General features: G+C 68.8%; 20 protein-coding genes. 7 read left to right on the top strand and 13 right to left on the bottom strand.

What is annotated here, in order from left to right:
* Positions 1–2: 2 nt before the first annotated feature.
* Positions 3–1025 carry a LacI family DNA-binding transcriptional regulator gene (locus AC5LXK_RS21435; RefSeq protein WP_493393461.1) on the top strand — a complete coding sequence of 341 codons (1023 nt, stop codon included), beginning with the start codon at positions 3–5 and terminating at the stop codon, positions 1023–1025.
* A 32-nt stretch (positions 1026–1057) separates the two neighbouring features.
* Here AC5LXK_RS21435 and AC5LXK_RS21430 read toward each other — a convergent pair whose 3' ends face one another.
* From AC5LXK_RS21430 to ypfJ, 12 genes are all read right to left on the bottom strand, one after another.
* Positions 1058–1945, bottom strand: coding sequence for a carbohydrate ABC transporter permease (locus AC5LXK_RS21430; protein WP_493393460.1), 888 nt, complete (start codon positions 1943–1945; stop codon positions 1058–1060).
* The gene (locus AC5LXK_RS21425) at positions 1915–2784 is read right to left on the bottom strand and encodes a carbohydrate ABC transporter permease (protein ID WP_493393459.1); all 870 of its coding nucleotides are present in this window, start codon (positions 2782–2784) and stop codon (positions 1915–1917) included. Before AC5LXK_RS21425 ends, AC5LXK_RS21430 begins: the two co-directional genes overlap by 31 nt.
* A 34-nt stretch (positions 2785–2818) precedes the next feature.
* Positions 2819–4057: an ABC transporter substrate-binding protein gene (locus AC5LXK_RS21420; protein ID WP_493393458.1), complete on the bottom strand. Its 1239-nt coding sequence runs from the start codon at positions 4055–4057 to the stop codon at positions 2819–2821.
* A 222-nt stretch (positions 4058–4279) separates the two neighbouring features.
* Complete coding sequence (locus AC5LXK_RS21415; protein ID WP_493393456.1) at positions 4280–5488, bottom strand: porin; 1209 nt, start codon at positions 5486–5488, stop codon at positions 4280–4282.
* A 166-nt stretch (positions 5489–5654) separates the two neighbouring features.
* A complete protein-coding gene (locus tag AC5LXK_RS21410; protein WP_031399222.1) occupies positions 5655–6593 on the bottom strand; it encodes a helix-turn-helix domain-containing protein in 939 nt (312 codons plus the stop codon).
* A 70-nt stretch (positions 6594–6663) separates the two neighbouring features.
* Positions 6664–7251, bottom strand: coding sequence for a DUF3156 family protein (locus tag AC5LXK_RS21405; protein ID WP_493393455.1), 588 nt, complete (start codon positions 7249–7251; stop codon positions 6664–6666).
* Positions 7248–8750, bottom strand: coding sequence for an APC family permease (locus AC5LXK_RS21400; RefSeq protein WP_493393453.1), 1503 nt, complete (start codon positions 8748–8750; stop codon positions 7248–7250). The genes AC5LXK_RS21405 and AC5LXK_RS21400 overlap by 4 nt, the downstream gene beginning before the upstream one ends.
* Before the next feature lie 248 nt (positions 8751–8998).
* A complete protein-coding gene (locus tag AC5LXK_RS21395; RefSeq protein WP_493393452.1) occupies positions 8999–10339 on the bottom strand; it encodes an aspartate aminotransferase family protein in 1341 nt (446 codons plus the stop codon).
* A 61-nt stretch (positions 10340–10400) separates the two neighbouring features.
* On the bottom strand, positions 10401–11903 hold the full coding sequence (locus tag AC5LXK_RS21390) for an aldehyde dehydrogenase family protein (protein WP_493393451.1): 1503 nt from the start codon (positions 11901–11903) through the stop codon (positions 10401–10403).
* Positions 11904–12089: 186 nt separating this feature from the next.
* A complete protein-coding gene (locus AC5LXK_RS21385) occupies positions 12090–12755 on the bottom strand; it encodes a hypothetical protein (protein ID WP_493393450.1) in 666 nt (221 codons plus the stop codon).
* Between the two features lie 33 nt (positions 12756–12788).
* Complete coding sequence (locus AC5LXK_RS21380; protein WP_493393449.1) at positions 12789–13529, bottom strand: helix-turn-helix transcriptional regulator; 741 nt, start codon at positions 13527–13529, stop codon at positions 12789–12791.
* A 217-nt stretch (positions 13530–13746) separates the two neighbouring features.
* The gene (gene ypfJ / locus AC5LXK_RS21375) at positions 13747–14628 is read right to left on the bottom strand and encodes a KPN_02809 family neutral zinc metallopeptidase (RefSeq protein WP_493393448.1); all 882 of its coding nucleotides are present in this window, start codon (positions 14626–14628) and stop codon (positions 13747–13749) included.
* A gap of 402 nt (positions 14629–15030) precedes the next feature.
* Here ypfJ and AC5LXK_RS21370 point away from each other — a divergent pair, with 402 nt between their 5' ends.
* From AC5LXK_RS21370 to AC5LXK_RS21350, 5 genes are all read left to right on the top strand, one after another.
* Positions 15031–15822 carry an SDR family NAD(P)-dependent oxidoreductase gene (locus AC5LXK_RS21370; protein WP_493393447.1) on the top strand — a complete coding sequence of 264 codons (792 nt, stop codon included), beginning with the start codon at positions 15031–15033 and terminating at the stop codon, positions 15820–15822.
* Positions 15823–16000: 178 nt separating this feature from the next.
* Entirely contained in the window at positions 16001–17047 is a 1047-nt protein-coding gene (locus AC5LXK_RS21365) for a LysR family transcriptional regulator (protein ID WP_493393446.1), read from the top strand.
* 100 nt (positions 17048–17147) lie between these two features.
* Positions 17148–17831: a hypothetical protein gene (locus tag AC5LXK_RS21360; protein ID WP_493393445.1), complete on the top strand. Its 684-nt coding sequence runs from the start codon at positions 17148–17150 to the stop codon at positions 17829–17831.
* A gap of 79 nt (positions 17832–17910) precedes the next feature.
* Positions 17911–19230: an MFS transporter gene (locus AC5LXK_RS21355; protein ID WP_493393444.1), complete on the top strand. Its 1320-nt coding sequence runs from the start codon at positions 17911–17913 to the stop codon at positions 19228–19230.
* A 49-nt stretch (positions 19231–19279) separates the two neighbouring features.
* Positions 19280–19981: a DUF2848 domain-containing protein gene (locus tag AC5LXK_RS21350; protein ID WP_493393443.1), complete on the top strand. Its 702-nt coding sequence runs from the start codon at positions 19280–19282 to the stop codon at positions 19979–19981.
* A gap of 351 nt (positions 19982–20332) precedes the next feature.
* On the opposite strand, the gene AC5LXK_RS21345 is transcribed toward AC5LXK_RS21350, so the two are convergent.
* Positions 20333–21310, bottom strand: coding sequence for an NAD-dependent epimerase/dehydratase family protein (locus AC5LXK_RS21345; RefSeq protein ID WP_493393442.1), 978 nt, complete (start codon positions 21308–21310; stop codon positions 20333–20335).
* A 98-nt stretch (positions 21311–21408) separates the two neighbouring features.
* On the opposite strand from AC5LXK_RS21345, the gene AC5LXK_RS21340 reads away from it, so the two are divergent.
* The gene (locus AC5LXK_RS21340; RefSeq protein WP_493393441.1) at positions 21409–22311 is read left to right on the top strand and encodes a LysR family transcriptional regulator; all 903 of its coding nucleotides are present in this window, start codon (positions 21409–21411) and stop codon (positions 22309–22311) included.
* Positions 22312–22333 lie beyond the last annotated feature (22 nt).

The following is a 22333-nucleotide window of genomic DNA, read 5'->3' as shown; positions in this document are numbered from 1 at the left end:
CGATGAATGACAAGGATAGAAAGCCGTGGGTAACGGCGTCGGATGTCGCCGTGCGTGCCGGCGTCTCACGCTCCGCAGTGTCGCGTGCGTTCTCGCCGACGGCAAGCATCGCCCCGCAAACACGCGAACGCGTGATGGTCGCCGCGCGGGCGCTCGGCTACCAGGTCAACCTGATCGCGCGCGACATGATCACGCAGCGCAGCAGCATGATCGGCGTCGTGACGGCCGGGTTCGAGAACCCGTTCCGCGCGCGGCTCCTGTCGGACCTGATGGCCGCGCTCGGGCAGCGTGCGCTCACGCCGCTCGTGACCAATGCGGAAGATCCGCGCCAGGTCACGCAATCGCTCGAACAGTTGCTCAGCTACCGGATCGCGGGCCTCGTGATGACGTCCGCTTCGCCGCCGCTGTCGGTCGCGCAGCAGTACCTCGAACACCAGATTCCCGTCGTGATGATCAACCGCGAGGCGAACCTGCCGGGTGCGGACGTCGTCGTCAGCGACAACGCGGCGGGCGCCGTCCATGCCGCGCAGCGGCTGGTGCGGGCCGGCGCGCGCCGGCTCGCGTTCGTCGGGCCGCGTGACACGAGCTACAGCGCGCGATCGCGCGCCGCGGCATTCGAGCACGCGATCGGGCAAGGTGACGCGTTCGATGCGACGCTCGCGCACGTGTTCGATACGCCGTCCGACTCCCGTGCAAGCGGAGTCGACGCCGCGCGGCAACTGTTTGCAACGGGCGAGCGGCCCGACGGTGTGTTCTGTTCGTCCGACCTGCTCGCACTCGGCGTGATCGATGTCGCGCGCCGCGAATTCGGGTTGCGGGTACCGGACGACCTGCGCGTGATCGGTTTCGACGACATCCCCGCCGCCGAATACGACGCGTATCGCCTGACGACGCTGCGGCAGGACACGCGCGGCCTCGCGCACGCGGCGATCGACCTGCTCGCCGACCGCATGCAGGCGTTCGACGGCCCGTCGCGCACACGCGTCGTGCCGGTCATGCAGGTGGTGCGGGACAGCTGCGCGTGACGACGTGAGCGCGGGCGCGGCGACGCCGCGCGTCACTTCAACCCGCCCGCAAACCCGCGCAACAGGTAGCGCTGCACATAGCCGGCCACGGCCAGCGTGGGCAGCGACGCCATCAGCCCCGCGCTCATCAGGTCGCCCCAGTCGATGCCGTTCTCCGTCACGTAGCCGGCAATCGCGAGCGGCAGCGTGAAACGGCTCGGCGTCGACACGAACAGCAGCGCGATCAGGAATTCGTTCCATGCGGCGATGAACACGAAGATCGCGGTCGCGATCAGCCCCGGCGCGCACAGCGGCAGCACGATCTGCACGAGCCGTCGCGCCAGCCCCGCGCCGTCGATGCACGCGGCTTCCTCGTATTCGATCGGCACGTCGCGCACGAACGCGAGCAGCATCCAGATCGCCATCGGCAGCGCATAGATCTGGTACGCGAGCATCAGGCCGAGCGTCGAGTCGAGCAGGTGCAGCCGCTTCGCAAGCGCGAACAGCGGCACCGCGATCGTGATCGGCGGCATCAGCTTCAACGCGAGCACGAGTACGAGGAACAGCAGGTCGAGCCGTGCCGGAAACCGCAGCCGCACCAGCGCATAGGCAGCCGGAAACGCGAGCGCCAGCGCCAGCAGCGTCGTGCCGAAGCCGACCAGCAGCGAATTGAACAGCGGTGCACCGATGCCGTTGGACCACACCGATGCGAAATGCTCGAAGGTCGGCGCGGCCGGCCAGAGCCGCAGCGGATGGTCGAGGCGCTCGAGCGTCGGCATGAAGGCCGCGCCGGCCATCCACAGGCATGGCAGCAGCAACAGCGCGAGCGCGACGATGCGCAGCGCCCACGGCATCGCCCGACCGAATGCGGCGCCCGTTCGCGCGCGGGAAAAGCCCGCGGATTGCGCCGTCACGCGCGCCGCTTGCGAACCGTCTGCCATACGTACCCCGAAACCAGCAGCGCGGACGCCGCCAGCATCAGCACCGAGGCGGCACTCGCCGGCCCGACGTTGAAGAAGCGGAAGCCCGTGTCGTAGATATAGGTCGACAGCGTCTGCGTCGCATTGCCCGGGCCACCGCCCGTCAACGCGTAGACCTTGTCGAACAGCTTGAACGTGTCGATCGAACGCAGCAGCAGCGCGAGGCCGATCTGCGGCGCCGCGAGCGGCAGCGTGATGTCGCGCACGCACTGCCATTCGCTCGCGCCATCGGTGCGTGCGGCTTCGTACAGCTCCTGCGGGATCGATTGCAGACCGGCCAGCACGATCAGGAACGCCATCGGTGTCCACTGCCAGACGTCCACGAGCGCGAGCGACCACAGCGCGAGATGCGGATCGGACAGCCAGCGTACGCCTTCGATGCCGAACGCCGCGAGCAGCGCGTTCAGGAACCCGTCGAAGTTCAGCCAGTTGCGCCAGATCGCCGAACACACGAGCGTCGACAGCATCATCGGCAGGATCGCGAGCGGCAGCGCGATGCGCCGCCCCGGAAACGCACGCACGAACAGCAGCGCGAGGCCGAAACCCAGCGCGACTTCGGCGAGCGACGCGACGATCGTGAAGCGCAGCGTGTTGCCGAAGCCAGCCGTAAACGCATCGTCGCCGAGCACCGCGCGATAGTTCGCGAGCCCCGCGAACGCGCGCCGGCCGGCCGAGTAATCGACCTGGCAGAACGAGTCGATCAGCACCTGCGCGACCGGATACAGCGCAAGCGCGACGAGCACCAGCAGCGCGGGCCCGAGCAGCGCGACGAATGGCAGGCTGCGACCGAAGGATTTCATGCGCGACCTCCGGCCGACCGGTTGAAGCGGGCCGTCACTTGCCGGCCGCGGCCATCGCCTGCGCGATCTTCTGCTGCGCCTGGCGCAGTGCGGCATCGGGAGCGGCCTGCCCCGTCAGCGCGAGTTGCAGCTGGTCGCCGAGAATGCTCTCGACCTGCTGCCAGTCCTTCACGCGCGGTCGTGCACGGCCGGCTTCGAGTGCCTTCAGCTGATCGGGATACCAGCGGTACTGGCGCACCAGTGCCGGATCGTTGAACACGCTGCGGCGGGTCGGCGGAATACCGATGCCGGCGAGGCGCGTCTGCGTATCGCGCGCGGTCAGGTACGCGAGGAAATCCTGCGCGAGCTTCGCATGCGGCGCGTCCTTCGGAATGCCCATCTGCCAGATGCCGAGCATCGGCGCCGGGCCCGCGACCTGCCCGGGCGGCGGTTGCAGCGCAATCTGACCGACCACGCGCGACTGCTTCGGATCGTCGAGCGCCGGCACCCACGCCGGCCACACCTCGATCGACTGCGCAGCCGTGCCGCGCTGCAGCGCATCGCGCACTTCGGCGGCGCCGTACACGTCGACATCCTTCGGCGCGAACGCCTTCAGCGCGAGGAACGTCTTCAGCGCGGCCTGTGCTTCGCGCGAATCGATCGTCACGTTGCCGGCATGGTCGAACACGTCGCCGCCGTACGCCCACAGGATCGGCAGGAAGCCCGTCACGACCGGGTTGCCCTTCGTGCCGCGAAACACGACGCCCGACACGCTCTTGTCCGCGCCGCCGACAGTCTGCGCGATCTTCAGCACGTCGTCCCAGTTGCGCGGCGGCTGCAGCTTGTACTTCGCGAGCAGGTCCTTGCGGTACGCGAACATCTCGACGTTGCCGACGATCGGCAGCGCATACAGCGTCCCGGCCGCATTGCGGCCGAGCGCGACGGTGGACGGCACGAGATCGGCGTCCGCGAGCGCCGCCGGCAGCGGCTTCAACCAGCCGTTGCCGATGAATTCGGGCGCCCACGTGTCGTCCATCATCACGAGGTCGTACGCACCGGTGCCTTCGCGCATCGACAGCTTGAGCTTCTGGTACAGGTTCGCGTTCGGCAGCTTGAGCAGCTCGATCTCGCTGCCCGGGTGCAGCTTGTTGAAGCCGGCGACAGCGTCGGCCAGCCCCTTGCCGTAGATGTCGTCGCGGCCTGCGATGACGAGATCCGCGGCAACGGCGTGCGTGGCGGCGAAGGACAGCGCAAGGGCGGCGGACAGCGCGCGCAGGCGGGTCAGCAAGGTCATGTGGTCTCTCTCGTTCGGCGTGGTGGCGGAGCGGCCAGGCATTGCACACGTGTGCAAAACAAATGATGCAGCCGGCTGCCTGAAGCGTACGCCATTGTTCACGCCGATCGTTAAGAATTTATGGCACACGGCGGGAGAGACAGCCGAACCACCCGGCTGCCCCACCCCGCCTGGCCACACCTGCCCCCGGCCCGGCCTTCCCGGCCGACCTTTCCGGCCGGATCAGAAGTTCACGCGGATCCCGGCCATCACCGCCAGTTGCCGGCTCGAGTTGCTGTTCGCGAGCACCGGAATCTGCGCATAGTTCACCGCGTTGCCGTCCGCGTCGGTGCCGAGCCCGGCGCCGCTCGCGATCTGGCCGATCGCGACCGCATACAGCGCCGTGCGCTTCGACAGGCTGTAGTTCGTGCCGACGTTCACCTGGTGGAACCGCGTGGTGCCGCGCCCGTCGGTGTGCGCGGCGTTGAAGATGTACGCGACACCGCCCTGCAATGCCGGGGTAAACATGTACGTGACGTTCAGTTCGCCGATGTCGAACGTGAACGCCTGCGTGCGCGGCTGCGCGGCGGTCGAGAAATAGCGGCTGTCGCCGAGGCGCGTATGCGTGTAGGTCAGCGCGACCGTCGCCGCGCCGAACGTGACCGAGCCGCCCGCGCCGAACGCGCGCATCGAGCCGGCATCCTGCAGCAGGCAGTACATCGCGCCCGGGTTGCTGCACGAGAAATCGCCGATGTAGCCGCTCGCGCCGCCCAGCGCCGCGTCGAGCGGCTGGTGCAGGTCGAGATAGCCGACCGAGAACGCCACCGGCGCACGCGTGTACGTCGCCGCCACCGAATAGCCGCGCTTCGCGGAAAAGTCGCCGGCCTGCCCGCCGAAGCTGAACGTGCCGCCGACCGTGAGCCCGTTGAAATCCGCGCTGGTGAACTTCACCGCGTTGTTGAAGTTGAACGCGGCGTTCAGGTTGTCGACGTCGCCGAGATGCGAGCCGTACGGCGTCGCCCAGTTGTTGCTCGACACGTACGCGCCGAGCATGTCGGTGTACGAGTCGTACTGCCGGCCGAGGCCGAGCGTCCCGATGCCGTCCTTCCGCAGCCCGACCCATGCCTGCCGGCTGAATGCGGTGCCGCCCTGCAACGCCTGCCCGTTCGCGGACAGGAACTGCTGCTCGAGCGTGAACACCGCGTCGAGCCCGCCGCCGAGCGGCTCGGCGCCCTGGAAGCCGAAGCGCGACGGCACGAGGTTGCCGCCGCCCATCTGCCACGCATGGCCGCCGCCCGTGCTGCCGTCGGCGCGCGTGAACTGCTGGTTCGTCGAATAGATGATGCCGGTATCCACGGTGCCGTACAGCGTCACGCTCCCCGTGGTCTGCGCGTGTGCCTGCATGCAACCCAGCGTAGCCGCGGCTGCGGCCAGTCGTCGTCCGATCTTCATGTCCCGCCCTCTGTTGTCATCGATTCGCAGTGCAAACCGATGGTGTTGTCGATATGGGTGACAGGACTCTATCCAGCGAAAATTCAGGACCTCTATCGCAAATCGGCAAACAGTGGGCTGCGTGGCCCGCGACGATGCCGGACGGCGACGTCGCGGTGCGCGTGCGTCATTCGGGACGCGTCGTCTGGGAGGGCAGCTCGCCGAACAGGTCGCGATACTCGCGTGCGAAATAGCCGAGATGCGTGAACCCCCAGCTCGCGGCGGCTTCGCCGACGCCGAGCTGCTGCACCGACGTGGTACGCAGCATGCGGCGCACCGCATTCAGCCGGATCGTGCGCAGGTAGCCGACCGGCGTGACGTCGGCCACGCGTTGAAAACTCGTCTGCAGCGTGCGGCGGCTGCAGCGCAGCGCACGACACAGTTCGAGCACGGTAACGGGCTCTTCGGGCCGGTCGCGCAGATGCTTCTCGCAACGGCTCACGATGTCGCTGTAGGTGGCGTGCGTGATATCGCGGCGCTCGACGCCGATGCCCTGTTCGAGCGCGTCGAGGAACATGCCGAGCATCGCGTCGCGGAACATCTTGCGGGTGGCCGCATATTCGAGGTGACCGGGGTTGCGCTGCGCGTCGTCGATCAGCGCCGACAGCCGCACGCCAAGCGCGACGCCCTGTTCGTCGGACAGCCGCGTCACGTGCCGCAGCTTGCGCGCGCCGGCCGCACCGAATTCGGCTTCGCACAGCTCGTCGACCATGTCGGACGCCGCGCTGATCCCGACGAGCCCCATCCCTTCCGGCGTGTGGAATTCGAAATCCTCGCCGGCGCGCAGCGCGAGCAGCGCATAGCCGTCGATCGGCTGGCCCTGGAACGTGCCCGCGAGCGGGACGGACAGCGGCACCGCGAGCGACGTGCGCCCGGCCGGCGCGAGCCCGGTTTGTGCGACGCGCCGGTTGGTCGTTTCGCGGAAGAAGTGGAAATCGTCGTACAGCACCTGCGTGACGGTGCCCTTGAAGCGGCCCGGCGTCATCTGTCGATAAACCTGATGCCAGCCCGCGATCGCGAGCCCGTGATCGTGCACGTCTTCGTGTGAGCGTGACTGGAACAGCATCGGCATCTCCGGTAAAACCCTTGGGTCCTGGATGCGGCCGCCGGGTTCGCACGGCACGCAACGCCACAGCTTACCCTCGCAAAATCCTGCGTAGTGCGGTTTCGAACGCAAGACAGGCCGCCGACAGCGCGGCAGCCTGCTCACCGGTCAGCCTGATGTAGCGGCGAAACGACGGCATCCGGTTCACGACCTCGCTGCCGCCGAACGGCACGATCGCGAGCGTCCAGCGGCCGTCGCGCGCGTCGATCGTGCAATCGGTCAGGTGCAACGGGCGCAACGCGTCGGCCAGAGCGGGCTCGGCGATCAGCGCGGTCAGCGTATCGGCGAATACGGGGTCGCATCCCGTGGAGCGCACCGCATCGATGCCCGTGCGGCGCAGCCAGCCGGTCTGCCGCACGCGGGCACTGCCCAGCGCGGCGGGGCCGCTTGCGGTCGCCGCCACCTTCACGCTGACCGTATGCATCAGGAACTGGCGCTCGACGCGCTCCTCGACGCTCACGCAGGCACCGTTCGGCAGCCGCAGCACCTGACTGCCGACCTCGTCGGTATCGCGCGCGGCCTGCAGGTCGGCCAGCACGCGCGCGGCGATCGCGCCGGGCCGATGGCCGGGCGGCGGCGCGTCGGGCGCCGCGCGCCACCGGGCAAGCACGGCCCTCACGACGCGACGTGCTCGTTGCGCAGCACTTCCTCGACCGGCACCGGCTTGAACGGATGCCGGCGCTGCACGACGAGCGTCCAGAACAGCGCGTACAGCGCGGTGAGCCCGAGCATCGCGCCGAACGGCACATAGATGTCGCGCGGGTTCATGCCCGGCGGCGTGATGTACCAGATCGCAAGCAGGATCCCGACGCTCGACACGATCTGCGGCAGCGGGAACAGCGGCGAACGGTACGGGCGCGGCAGGTCCGGGCGGCGGATCCGCAGCATCACGACCGACGCGGTGACGAGCAGATACGCGGTGCCCCATGCGCAGGTCGCGGCGAGCACGAGGTGCAGGATGCTGTCGAGATTGCCGTTGATCAGCCACGCGTGGAAGATCGGCACGATCGCCGCCGCCACGATGCCGACCACCGGCGTCTTGAAGCGCGGATGCAGGTATCCGAAACAGCGCGGCAGCGCGCCGTCGATCGCCATCCCGTACAGGATGCGCGGCAGCCCGGCCATCAGCGTGTTGATCGTCGCGGCGCCCGCGCACAGGAACGCGATGCCGAACCATATGCGGCCGAAGGGCCCAAGCACCTGCAGCGCGAACGCGGGAATCGCGCCCGGCGTGTCGAGCAGGTGCGTGAGGCCGTCGGGGCTCACCGGCACGTTCGCGACCTGGCGGCGGATCGCCGCGCCGTACAGGAACATGCAGATCGCGACACCGACGAGACCGAGCGCCATCGCGCGCGGGATCGTCTTGCCCGGCGCCTTCATTTCCGGCGCGAGCGGCGTGACGAACTCGCAGCCGACGAACATGAACATCGCCATCCCGACGAGCGACAGCACGGCCGGCACCGACGTACCGACTTCCGAGCCGCCGAACCAGCCGTCGAGATGCACGGCCGGCGCGGCTGCGAGCCCGAGGATCCCGAAGATCATCAGCGACAGCCACATGCCGGCCGTCAGCACGATCTCAAGCTTGCTGAACACCTTGATGCCGATGATGTTGGTGATCGCGAACGTGATCACGAGGCCGACGCCGACGAGCCACGAGCTGTTGTGCTTCTCGAACGCGGCGTTCAGCGATTCGAAGTTGACGAGCGCCATGATGCCGCTCAGGATCGTCTCGGCCGTGCCGGCGAACACGTGCACGAGGAAATACGCGGAAATCGTGCCGGTGATCGCCCAGAAGCGGCCCAGCCCGCACGACAGGTAATCGTAGACCGAGCCGGCCGTCGGCAGCATCGCGGCCGCTTCGGAGAACGTGGTGGCCTGCGCCTGCATCATCACGAACGCGATGATCATCGCGACCGCGAACGCCCAGCCGCCCATCCCGAAGCCCGACGTCGCGGTGAGGATCACCGGGCTCGCCATGATGAGGCCGACTGCGCTCGCCAGCGCGGTCGGAAAGCCGACCGCCCCCGCCTTCAGCGCGGTGCCGCCGCCCGCTTCGCCCGGCGAGCCGGTGGACGTGTCGCCCGCGGTGCCGCTCACTCCTGACCATCCCGACATCTTTGTCTCCTTCCTTTGGTGACCTGAACCAGCGCTTCGTCGGCGGCTGGGGTCACATATGTCTTTCGGTCAGCCCGGGGCGGCGCTTCAGCGCTTCGTTTCCCGGGCCCCTGTCGATCACACCTTGATCCGATGTCGAAAAAATACGCAGGCAAAATAATCCGGTCATAGCGCAAATCGGCAAACCCGCAGCGGCGTTGACGCCCTCCACCGCCGGTTTGCCGTCATGCGGCTACATGGTCAAGCCGTCATGCGAACGGAACGCCTTCGAAACCGGCCGCGAGTGCGTCGACGATCCGGTCGAGCTGCTCGCGCTGGATCACGAGCGGCGGCGACAGGATGATCTTCGTGCCGACCGGGCGCACCAGTACACCGTTCTCGCGCGCGACTTCCGCGACCGCGTTCGCATAGCCCGACAGCGGGTCGATCGGCTCGCGCGTGTCCTTGTTCGCCACGAGGTCGAGCGCGAGCATCAGCCCCTTGCCGCGCACTTCACCGACCGACGCGAAGCGTTCCGCGAACGGCTTCAGCGCCTCGAGCAGATACGCGCCCTGCTTCGCCGCATTCGCCGGCAGGTCTTCCTTCACGACGATGTCGAGGCTCGCGATCGCGGCCGCGCACGCGACCGGATGGCCCGCGTACGTGTAGCCGTGCATGATCGCCCCGCCGAAATCGGCATTCGCGGCGAACGCGTCCTCGATCCGCGCGTTCACGACCGTCGCGCCGAGCGGCACGTAGCCCGACGAGATCCCCTTCGCGAGGCACATGATGTCCGGGCGCACGCCCCAGCCGCGGCTGCCGAACATGCTGCCGCTGCGGCCGAAGCCCGTCACGACTTCGTCGGCGATCAGCAGCACGCCGTAGCGATCGCACACCTCGCGCACCAGCGGCCAGTAGTTGGCCGGCGGCACGATCACGCCACCCGCGCCCTGGATCGGCTCCGCGATGAACGCGGCGACCGTGTCGGGGCTCTGGAACTGGATCTCGCGTTCGAGCATTTCGGCGCAGATGCGGCCGAGTTCTTCAGGGTCCTGCGTGAACGGGTTGCGGTACAGCCACGGCGTCTCGACGTGGAAGCAGCCAGGCAGGTTCGGTTCGTAGTTGCGGCGGAACACCGTGTTGCCGTTCACCGACGCGCCGCCGAAGTGCGTGCCGTGATAGCCCTGCTTCAGCGAGATGAACTTCGTGCGGTCGGCCTGGCCGCGTACCTTCCAGTACTGGCGCGCAATCTTCAGCGCGGTCTCGATCGAATCGGAGCCGCCCGAGCTGTACAGCACGCGGCGCATCCCTTCCGGTTCGAGCATGTCGATCACCTTCTTCGACAGTTCTTCCGCCCGCGGATGCGAAATGCCGTCGAACAGCTGGAAGTATTCGAGCTCGTCGAGCTGGCGCACGATCGCGTCCTTCACTTCCTGGCGGTTGTGCCCGACGTTCACGTTCCACAGGCCCGCGACGCCGTCGACGAGCTTGCGCCCCTCTTCATCGAACACGTAGCAGCCGTCGCCGCGCACGATGCGGATCGGCTTGCGCTGCTTCATTTCGTTCGGGTGCACCATCGGATGCCAGAATTTCGCTTCGTTGTAGCTCATTGCAGTCTCCACTGTCGGATCGTTTGAACTGGGTCGTTCGGGTTCGGGGTCGCGCCGCGCGTCAGTGCGCGATGCAGACGGATTTGGTTTCGGTGAAGCCTTCGATCGCGTACTGGCCGAACTCGCGGCCGATGCCCGACTGCTTGTAGCCGCCGAACGGCATCGAAGGATCGAGCGGGATATGGCAGTTCACCCATACGGTGCCGGCCTCGATCTGCGGCACGAGGTTCATCACGCGCTTCAGGTCGTTGCTCCAGATGCTCGCGGCGAGACCGTACGGCGATGCGTTCGCGAGACGCACCGCATCGGCCGCATCGTCGAACGGCACGACGACGATCACCGGGCCGAACACCTCGTCGCGCACGATCGCGCTGTCCGGATGCGGATCGGCGATCACCGCCGGCTTCACGTAGTAGCCGGGCAGGTCGTCGGCCGGCGTGCCGCCCGCGAGGAACGTGAGGCCCGCGCGGCGCGCGCCTTCGATGTGCTGGACGACCTTGTCGCGATGGTGGGCGGATACGAGCGGGTTGATCTGCGCGGTCGTGTCGAGGCCCGCGCCGAGCTTCATCGACTGCGCGACGCCCGCGAGGCCGTCGGCGAGCTGCGCGAACTTGCTGCGGTGCACATAGATGCGCGACGCGGCCGCGCACACCTGCCCCTGGTTGAAGAACGCACCGGCGGCGACGCCGTCGAGCGCCTGCGCGACGTCGATGTCGTCGAGCATCACGATCGGGTTCTTGCCGCCGAGCTCGAGCGAGAAGCGCGTCATGTTCTGCACGGCCGCCGCGCCGACCAGCTTGCCGGTCGCGGTCGAGCCCGTGAACGAGATCTTCGCGATCGACGGGTGGCTCGCGAGCGCCGAGCCGCAGACGCGGCCGCCGGTGACGACGTTGAACACGCCGGGCGGCACGCCGGCTTCGCGTGCCAGTTCGGCGAGGCGCAGCGCGGTGAGCGGCGTTTCCGGCGACGGCTTCAGCACGATCGTGCAGCCGGCCGCGAGCGCGGGAATCAGCTTCCACACCGCGATCATCAGCGGGAAATTCCATGGCACGATCGCCGCGACCACGCCGACGGGCTCCTTGCGCGTGTAGGCCGTATAGCGCGCGCCGGGCGGGAACGGGATCGACACGTCGAGCGTCTGGCCGGTGATCTTGGTTGCCCAGCCGGCCATGTAGCGCACGTATTCGACGCTCGCGCCGACTTCGATCGCGCGCGACACGTGGATCGACTTGCCCTGGTTCAGCGTTTCGAGCTGCGCGAGCGTTTCGGCGTCGCCTTCGATCAGGTCGGCGAGTTTCAGCAGGATGCGTTCGCGGTCGGCCGGGCGCAGCCCGCTCCATACGCGCGTGTCGAACGCGTGCTTCGCGCTGGCCACCGCGCGGTCGACGTCGTGCGCGTCGGCATCCGCGACCGTTGCCAGCCGCTCGCCCGTGGCCGGGTCGTACACGTCGAGCCGCGCAGCCGCATGCGCGGGCTGCATGTCACCGTCGATGAAAAGGCCGAAATCGCGCGCAACGAAGGTGCGCACCGTGTCGCTGACGGCGACGAAGTTCGTGTTGCTCATGGGCGTCTCGAGGATTGTCGTGGCTGTGGACCGCGTGCGGGTGAGGCACGCGGGCGTCGAACCACTGTATCGACGAGGGATCGCGCCCGGTGAGCGCAAATTGGCAGCGCGTGGGGGACGGTGGCGGGTTCGAACCCCGCGGGACCGACAGGGCGACGCGGGACCGCCGGGGCGGGAACGGCGTGGTCAGCCGCTGACGTCCATGCAGCCCGCAGGCCCGACCAGTTCGTTTCCGCTGGCACGGCCCGATGTGAACAGGCAGAAGTTCGCACCGATCTCGCTTTCGAATTCCATCAGGAAATCCGGCCGGCCGTCGCGATCGAGGTCGCCCGCCCAGATCAGGGTCGCCCGGAACGGCGGCGTGCTGCCGCCGAAGTCATGCAGGACCGAGCGCTTGCCGTCGCCTTCGGCGATCACCGAACCGGATTCCGTCTGGCGCAGCGTGTATTGGCGGCCGTGAAACCCGAACCGCAGGGGGCCGACGCCGGGATCGACCACCGTTCCGTCGGCCGGGAACGCCAGATTTGCCGCGTCGACCTTGCCCTGCATGAGCGACTTGCAACGAAACAGCGCAACGGCTTTTTTCAGGCTGGACTTGATGTCGACGACGTCGCCATTCGGCTGCACCGGCTCGAACCGGACGCGTGCCGGCGCCAGCATCCAGCGGTTCCCGCTGGGCGCCAGTCCGAGCCATCCGCCACCGGGAAAGCCGCCCGCCGCGCCTGCGTCGTCCCGAGCGATGCGGGTCGGCTGCAGGACGACGCAGGGACCGGCGTCGCCCGCCTGCGCAAAGGACGACGAGGAGAAACCGAGCAAGACGAACAGCACGGCCAGCAGCGCATTGTTTTTCATGAATCCGCGATCGCGAAAGGGTCCGGATCGCGATTATCCGCCGGATGACAGGAACAGCGCCCCGACCAGTTCGGTGCGGTTCGACACGCCGAGCTTGCGATACATGCGCATCAGGTGCGTCTTGATCGTCGGTTGCCCGAGCGCGAGATCGCGTGCGATCTCCTTGTTCGAACGACCGTCGCGCACGAGTCGCGCGATCTGCTCCTCGCGGTAGGTGAGCCGTTCCTCGCAGCCGATCCTGTGGATCCCGCGCCGCGCACGCAACAACGGGCTCAGCGCGGCTTCGGCCACCGGCTGAAGCCGCACGAGCGCGTCGATCTCGCCGGGCGCGAACCGCCCCGACGTGCTGTTGCCGTTCGCCTCTCCCGCCCCGAACCGCAGCAGCGAAAACGCGCCGACTGTCCGCCCCGCGTCGCGCAGCCAGATTTCGACGACATCGGCCACGTCGTGCCGCCGCAGGAAACGGGTCCAGTACGCGGACGCATCGCGTCTTTCGTCAGGCAATTGGGACGCGAGCGTGACGACCGCGCATTCGCCCGCCGCGCAGCGCGACGGATGCAGCGGATCGAGAATCCGGTAGCGCGCGACATAGGTGCGGTGCATCGATTCCGGCATCCCGAACAGCTCGAAATCGGCCGGTTCGCCGCTCTGGTCGAGCCGGTAGAACACGATCGCGGACGGGCTCGCGAATGCGTCGAACGCATCCACGCAGGCGCGCAGCGCGCGCTGCCAGTCGGCGGCGCCCTGGTCGGCGGGAACGGATGGGGTCGGCATGATGGAATCGGCTGGCGGGCGAACGGTTCGAATCTCGAAGTTCGGGCCAGCCTACCGGCGCCGAAAAGCGCCGGTGAGCACAAATCGGCAAATCGTCCCGGTCCGGCTGCGGTCGCCGGTCGCCGGTCGCCGGTTCGCCGGTTCGCCGGTTCGCCGGTTCGCCGGTTCGCCGGTTCGCCGGGACGATACGGACGCGCGACGGTGCGCGCGCGTCGTTTCAGCGGGCGTTCGCGGCGAACGTGTCGCAGGCGCTCACCTCGCCCGACTCCATCCCGCGCCGCAGCCAGTACGTGCGCTGTTCGCTGGTGCCGTGCGTGAAGCTCTCCGGCACGACATAGCCCTGCCCTTGCTGCTGCAGCCGGTCGTCGCCGATCGCGGCGGCCGCCTTCAGCCCCTGCTCGAAATCGCCCGGCTCCATCAGCCGCTGGTTCGCGCGCTGCGCGTTGTTCGCCCACACGCCGGCGAAACAGTCGGCCTGCAGCTCCATCCGCACCGACAGCGCGTTCGAGCGCGCCTGGCTCGAGCGCCGGCGCGCCGCGTCGACCTTGTCGGAAATGCCGAGCAGGTTCTGCACGTGATGACCGACTTCGTGCGCGATCACGTAGGCCTGCGCGAAATCGCCGCCCGCGCCGAAACGCTTGCGCAACTCGTCGTAGAAGCCGAGATCGATGTACACCTTGCGGTCGGCCGGACAGTAGAACGGCCCCATCGCCGTCTGGCCGGTGCCGCACGCGGTCGGCGTCGAGTTCGTGAACATCACGAGCTTCGGCGGTTCGTACTGCGCATGCAGTTGCGTGTTGAACACGCCCGTCCACGTACGCTCGATATTGCCGAGCACCTTGCGCGTAAACACCGCGCCCGGATCGCTCGCCGGTGCACCCTGGCGCTGCGCGGGCGCAGGCTGCGCCTGCTGCTGGCGGCCCTGCAGCGCCGACGCGCCTTCGAGCACCACGCGCGGGTCGATCCCGAAAAAATACGACGCGGCCAGCGCGACCACGATCGTGCCGATGCCGATCGTCGCGCCGCGCCCGCCGCCGAAACCGCCGGCGCCGCGGCGATCCTCGACGTTCATGCTTTCTCTTTCGTCGTCCAGCTTCATTGCCGGCCCCTCCCTGTTCTTGTCGATGGTCCGGCCGCGCGAGCGCGCAACCGGGCGATACGCCGTGACGACACGATCCATCGGCAGACGCGATGTCTGCGCATCGGGCGCATGCTCGCGCCGATCCTGCCGGCCTGCCGCTCCGCTCGCACGACGGAATCGGCCGGCCGACGCGCCGCGCGTCGATGCGCGCGCCCGCCCGCGCTATTTTGCCGGGCTTTCGTGGCTTATCGCAAAAATGTGGAGGATAGAGCGATTCGGCACCGCACATCGTCAGCCTTTGCAAAATGGGCCACGGCCGCCCTGGCCGCCCGGACGACCGTCGTTCATCCTTTCGGCGGATACCGCCGCGTGCCGGCGCCGCCTAAAGTGGCCGGTAACGACACCTTTCCGGAGAACGACATGACGCACCCGCCACCCCGCACGATCGCGATCACCGGCGCAGGCACCGGCATCGGCGCCGCATGTGCGCGCCGCTTCGCCAGCCGCGGCGACCGCGTCGTGCTGATCGGGCGCCGTCAGGCGCCGCTCGACGCGCTGGCCGCCGAAACGGGCGGCCTCGCACTCGCAGGCGACGCCGCGCGCACCACCGACTGGGCCGGGTTCCTGCCGCGCATCGCCGAACGCTTCGGCCGCGTCGACGCACTCGTTGCGTGTGCGGGCGGTCACGGCATCGGCCGCGCGGACGAAACCGACGACGCGCAGTGGCACGACGCGATGCACGCGAACCTCGACACCGCGTTCGTCAGCGCACGCGCGTGCCTGCCCGACCTGATCGCGCAGCGCGGCAGCATCGTGCTGGTCGCGTCGATCGCGGCGCTCGCGGCCGGGCCCGGCGTATGCGGCTACACGGTCGGCAAGCACGCGCTGCTCGGGCTCACGCGGTCGCTTGCCCGCGACTACGGCCCGCACGGCGTGCGTGCGAACGCCGTATGCCCGGGCTGGGTCCGCACGCCGATGGCCGACGCGGAAATGGAACCGCTGATGGCCGCGCACGGCGACACGCTCGACGGTGCGTACGCACGTGTCAGCGCCGACGTACCGCTGCGGCGCGCGGCCGATCCCGACGAAATTGCGGCCGTCTGCGCGTTCCTCGCGTCGCCGCACGCGTCGTTCGTCACCGGCGCAACGCTCGTCGCGGACGGCGGTGCGATGGTCGTCGACGTGCCGACGCTCGCGTTCGACCGGCTTTGACGCAAGCGGGCGCACCGCCCGCAAGCCCGGGGGTGGCGGCCGGCGTGCCGCTACCTCGTCGTCCGCCCTCGTGCCCGTCGCGACACGCGCGCAGCGCCCCGCGCATGTCCCGCCCCGAAAATCCGCTACCATCGTCCGATCCCGCCGCGCCCGGCACCGCCTCACCGTTCGGACCTCGATGAACATCCGGTTTCTTGAAACCTTCGTCTGGCTCGCAAAGCTGGAAAACTTCCGGCTCACGGCCGAAAAGCTGCACACGACGCAGGCCGCCGTCTCGAGCCGCATCGCATCGCTCGAGGAAGCGTTCGACGTGCGCCTGTTCGACCGCAACACGCGCTCGGCCACGCTCACGCCCGCAGGCCGGCGCATGCTGGCCTACGCGGAACGCATCGTGCGGCTCGACGGCGAAATGCGGCGCGACATCGATGCGGCGAGCGACGCGGGCCTGATCCGGATCGGCGTGATCGAATCGATCGTGCACAGCTGGTTCCCGGCGCTGATGGTGCAACTGCGCGAGCGCTATCCGCGCCTCGACGTCGAGATCACGAGCGACACGACGCTGCACCTGATCCGCCTGCTCAGCACCGACGGCGTCGACCTGATCCTGCAGACCGATCCGGTCCCGGGCCCCGACTTCACGAACCTGCCGCTGTGCGAATTCCCGGTGCGCTGGGCCGCGAGCCCGCGCCTCGGGCTCGGCGGCCAGGCACTCGACGTCGCGCGCCTGGCCGAGTTTCCGATCATCAGCTTCTCGCGCCACTCGGGGCCGCACGCGACGATCGAGCGGCTGTTCGCGGCCGTCGAGCGGCCGGCCAGCATCAACTGCATCACGTCGGTCGCCGCGATGATCCGCCTCGTCGCCGACGGCTTCGGCGTGGCAGCGCTGCCGCCCGCGATCATCGGGCGCGAACTGCACGAAGGCACGCTCGAACTGCTCGACGTCGACCCGGAATTCCCCGCGCTGCCGCTCGTCGCGACGTATCGCAGCCAGGGGCTGCCGGTAGCCGCACGCATCGCGGAACTCGCGAGCGAAGTCGCACGCGCGATGGCCGCCGCCGCGAGCATCGCGAAGCCGGCCGCACCGGCCGCGCCCGCTCGCGCCGACACCCCGCCCGCCCGCAAGGCGACCGGAACGAAGACGAGTACGCCGGCGAAAACGACATGCACGAAGAAAGCCGCGCCGCCTGCCCCTCCTGCCGCGAAACGCCGCCCGCACCGCTCATAAGAAAACCTGTTCACCGCGAATTTGTTTTCTTGTTGGACGGGCGCGGCCTGTCTTCGGGACACTGCGGTTCCTGACACACCCCGTCACGAGGAACCCCGCGATGACCCGCCTTTCCCTTCCGCACGGCCAGCTTTGCGTCTGGACGGATATCGACGCCGCGCACGAAGCCGATTTCAACGCGTGGTACGACCGCGAGCACATGCAGGAACGTGTCGCGATTCCCGGCTTCACGCATGCCCGGCGCTTTCGCGCGACCGACGGCGGCCCGCGCAAGTACCTCGCGCTGTACGTGACGGAAGCGCTCGACGTGTTCCGCGGCGATGCGTACCGGCGCGCGTTCACGCAGCAAACCGCCTGGTCGCTCGCGAACTTCGAGCGCATGACGGGCACGCAGCGGCGCGTCGGTGAACTGACGATCGAAGCCGGCGATGGCGAAGGCGCGCATCTCGCGCTGTTCGTCCTGCCGCCGGACCGCATCGACGTGCCGCAACTGCGCGAGCGCTTCGTCGACGCACTGAATGAGCCGGGCATCCACGCCGCACGGCTCTTCCGCACCGCGCCCGACCTGTCCGCGCCGATCGGCGCCGCTGCGGCTGCCCGCCCGGCCGCCGACGCGCTCGTGCTGATCGAAGGCAGCGACGCGGCGGTCACGCGCCGCGTAGCCGTCGCGCTCGCCGGACACGACGACGTGCGCACGTTCGACCTGCTGTGGCGCGCTGCCGCGCCGCTGCCGGTTGCGCATCGCGACGCCGAACCGGCCACCGCCGCCGCCCTGCCTGCCTGAGCGCCCGACGCCGGCCGTGCCGCAGTCACGATGCGGCCGGCGCCCCGGCCCTGCGCTTCACCCCGTCACCCGTCACGACATGCCCGATACCATGAGCACTCTCGCCCAGCCCGCCGCCCACGCGCCCCGCCGCGTCCGCACCAGCCGACTCGCGACCGCGAGCATGATCGGCACGTCGCTCGAGTGGTACGACTTCACGATCTACAACACGCTCGCCGCGCTCGTCTTCAACCACCTGTTCTTCCCGTCGGTCGATCCGCTGGCCGGCACGATCCTCGCGTTCTCGACCTATGCGGTCGGCTATGTATCGCGCCCGCTCGGCGGCTTCGTGTTCGGCAACCTCGGCGATCGCATCGGCCGCCGCGCGGTGCTGATGCTCACGCTCGTGCTGATGGGCGTGACGACCGCACTGATGGGTGCGCTGCCGACCTATGCGCAGGCCGGCATCCTGAGCCCGATCCTGCTCGTCGCGCTGCGCTTCGTGCAGGGCGTCGCGCTCGGCGGCGAATGGGCCGGCGCGGTGCTGCTGTCGGTCGAACACGGCGACCAGAAGCGGCGCGGGCTGTCCGCGTCGTGGACGCAGATCGGCCCGTCGTTCGGCACGCTGCTCGGCACCGGCTGCATCGCGCTCGTGACGCTGTCGACCACGTCCGACACCTTCCTGTCGTGGGGCTGGCGCGTGCCGTTCGCGGCCAGCGCGCTGCTCGTCGTATTCGGCTTCTGGCTGCGGCGCGGCGTCGACGAAACGCCGCAGTTCGAGCAGCTCGCCGAATCGCACGCGACCGCCGAGGTGCCCGTCGCCGACGTGCTGAAATACCACTGGAAGCGCCTGCTGATCGCGGGCGGCTCGCGGATCGGCTCGGACGTGCTGTATGCGCTGATCGTCGTGTTCACGCTGACCTACGTGACGACCGTGCTGCACCTGTCGCGCCCCGTCGCGCTGACGGCCGTGATGATCGGCACGGCCTGCAATGCGCTCGCGGTGCCGTTCTTCGGCGCGCTGTCGGACCGTTTCGGCCGCCGGCCCGTATATCTCGCCGGTGCAATCGCCGGCATCGTGTGGGCGTTCGCGTTCTTCGTGATGCTCGATTCGGCGCGCCCCGTCGCAATCGTCGCGGCCGTCGCGATCGGCCTCGTGATTCATGCGGTGATGTATGGCCCGCAAGGCGCGTTCGTCACCGAACAGTTCCCGACGCGTGTGCGCTATGCGGGCTCGTCGCTCGCCTACACGCTCGCCGGCATCGTCGGCGGCGGCTTCGCACCGCTCGTGATCGCCGCGCTGTTCCGGCAGACGGGCACGACGACGGCCGTGTCGCTGTACGTCGCCGCCGCGCTCGTCGTCACGTCGGCCGCATTGCTCGCCGCGCGCGAGACCGCGCACCGGCCGCTCGAGGACTGAGCGTCGCCGTCAGCCGATTCATTCCTTCGCATTTCAAACGGATATCCGCATGCCAACCCTGTCGTTCAACGTGATTTCCCTGCAAGGCGCACCGGCCGCCGTCGACGTCGACATCGAACGCGTCGTGATCGCCGGCTGGGCCGGCCGCGATCCGGCCGCGATCCAGGCGCACATCGACGAACTCGCGGCGCTCGGCGTCGCGCCGCCGTCGACCACGCCGTGCTTCTATCGCGTGTCTTCCGCACTGCTCACGCAGGCGCCGTCGATCGGCGTGCTCGGCGCGCGCTCGGGCGGCGAGATCGAATGCGTGCTGGTCGACAGCCCCGCCGGCACGCTGGTCACGGTCGGCTCCGACCATACCGATCGCGAAGTCGAGGCGTACGGCGTCGCGGTATCGAAACAGGTGTGCGCGAAGCCGCTCGGCCGCGATGCGTGGCGTCATGCGGACGTCGCCGATCACTGGGATACGATCGAGATGCGTTCGTGGTGGATCGCGCGCGACGGCGAACGGATCGCGTACCAGCACGGCGCGGTCAGCGGCCTGCTCGCGCCCGACGTGCTGTGGCGGCGTTTCGACGACCGCCGCACGATGCCCGCGCGCTGCGCGATGTATGGCGGCACGGTCGCCGTGCATGGCGCGATCGCGGCGATGGGCGATGGCGATGCGTTCGAGATGGAGCTGCACGACCCGGTGCTCGGGCGCAGCCTTCGGCACCGCTATGCGGTCGAGGTATTGCCGGTCGTGGCGTAACGGGCTGCGGGAAACCGCGCGGGACGCGAGCGCGGCGCGTTTCAGTTGCCGCGCCGGTTCCTACCGATACGGTTGAAAGCAGTGGTAGTCCGGAAAGTTGAACTGCGAGTTCTCGCAGTACAGCACACCGGCCAGGTCGGTACAACCGCTCAATGTGGAAACAATGGCCGCTGCAACCCACACCTTCCATCCAAAAGACAACATCGCGCCCCCGCTTTCGCATTATCGGTATCGACCGACATGATGCTCATCGGATGCGCCCGGGTATGTGGAGAATTGTTGTCCCGCGGGTTCTTCCATGCACGATGACGCTTTCCCGTGCCCGGGGATGGCCGTGGCACGGGCCCTGGCTCACTTGAGGCACCCGAGTCCCGCCAGCGTCGCCTCCACCGCCGTATCGAGCGGCGTCACCGGCTCGCGACCGAGCACCGCGGTCACGCGCGCGTTGTCCATCCGGATCGGTTCGCGCCACAGGTAACGCATCTCGAGCAGTTCGCGCAGCGTCGTGACGAACGGCGCCGCCGCCCAGACGACCCACCACGGGAAGTTGCGCAGCGTCGGCCGCATCCCGTGCCGCTGTGCGACCCGTTGCACGGCCAGCGCCATCTGCATGCCGTCCGCGTCCCAGTGCCCGCCCAGATGAAAACGCGCGAACGGCTCCAGCGTCTCGCGGCGTTCGATCAGCTCGAGCATCGTGCGTGCCACGTCCGGCACGTACGACCATTGATGGCCGACACCGCGGCTCGGCACGCTGATGGCCGCCACGGGCCGCCCGGGCTTGATCAGCCCCTGCGAAAACCAGCTGTTGCCGAGGTGCGGCCCGAAGAAATCGCCGGCGCGCACGACGATCGCACGCACGCCATGCTCGCTGGCGTCCTGCAGCCGCCGCTCCAGTTCGACGCGGATCGCCCCCTTGCGGGTCGACGGATGCTGCGGCGCATCTTCCCGCAGCACCGGAAAGGCATCGGCGCCGAAGTTGTAGACCGTGCCGGGCAACACAATGGTCGCCTGCGCGGCCCGGGCCGCCGCGATCGAGTTGTCGACCATCGGCAGCACCTGCTCGGCCCAGTTCCGGTATCCGGGCGGGTTCACCGCATGCACGATCACGCTGCAGCCGCGTGCGGCACGGACCACCGCATCGCGATCCAGTGCGTCGCCGCGGATCCACGCAATGCCGTCGCGCTCCACCACCTCGGCGTCGATCCCGCGCTTGAGCGCCAGCACCTGCCAGCCCGCATCGCGCAACTGCCGTGCGACTTCCCCGCCAATCCCGCCGCTCGCGCCGAGCACGAGTGCCTGCCGTTGCGTCCCGCCTGCGTCCGTCGTCATTGCCGCTCTCCTTGAGTGAACCATCGTGACACGCATTCTGGCGCGTCGCCGGCTAACAAGGAATTGCCTAACCTAGTAGATCAGCTATACATTTATGCATGACCACCGATCTGAACTGGGAACGTTATCGCACCTTTCTCGCGGTGCTGACGGAAGGCTCGCTGTCCGGTGCGGCGCGCGCGCTCGGCATTACGCAGCCGACCGCCGGCCGCCACGTCGCGGCGCTCGAGGCCGCGTTCGGGCAGACGCTGTTCACGCGCTCGCCGTCGGGCCTGCTGCCGACCGAGGCCGCGCTCGCGCTGCGCGGCCACGCGGAGGCGCTGCGCAGCGCGGCGGCCGCGTTCGAGCGCGCGGCGGCCAGCCACGGCGCGGGCGTGCGCGGCATCGTGCGGATCTCGGCCAGCGACGTCATTGCCGTCGAGGTGCTGCCGCCGATGCTCGCGCAACTGCGGCGCGACCATCCTGGGCTTGTCATCGAACTGGTGCCGACCGACCGCATCCAGGACGTGCTGAAGCGCGAGGCCGACATCGCGGTCCGGATGGCGCCGCCCGCGCAGGAAGCACTCGTCGCGCGGCGCGTCGGCGAGATCGATGTCGGGCTGTATGCGCGCGACGATTACCTGGCCCGCAACGGCGCACCCGCGACGATCGACGCGCTCGCGCATCACGCGCTGATCGGCTTCGACACGGTCACGCCGTTCATCCGCTCGGCGGGGCGCGGGATGCCGCTCTGGAAGCGCGACGCGTTTGCGCTGCGCACCGACAGCAACCTCGCGCAGCTCGCGATGATCCGCGCAGGCTACGGGATCGGCTTCTGCCAGTCGGCGCTCGCGAAACGCGACGCGCGGCTCGTGCGCGTGCTGCCTGACGAACTGGCGATGCGGCTGGAAACCTGGGTCGTGATGCACGAGGATCTGCGCACGAGCGCGCGCTGCCGGGCCGTGTTCGATGCGCTGGCCAACGGGTTGCGTGCGTATGCCGAAGGAGAAACGGCCGAGTAGCCGGCGGCGTGCGTGAATCGCG

This window comes from Burkholderia pulmonis (genome assembly GCF_984667975.1).
This window is presented reverse-complemented; position numbering and strand designations above follow the sequence as displayed.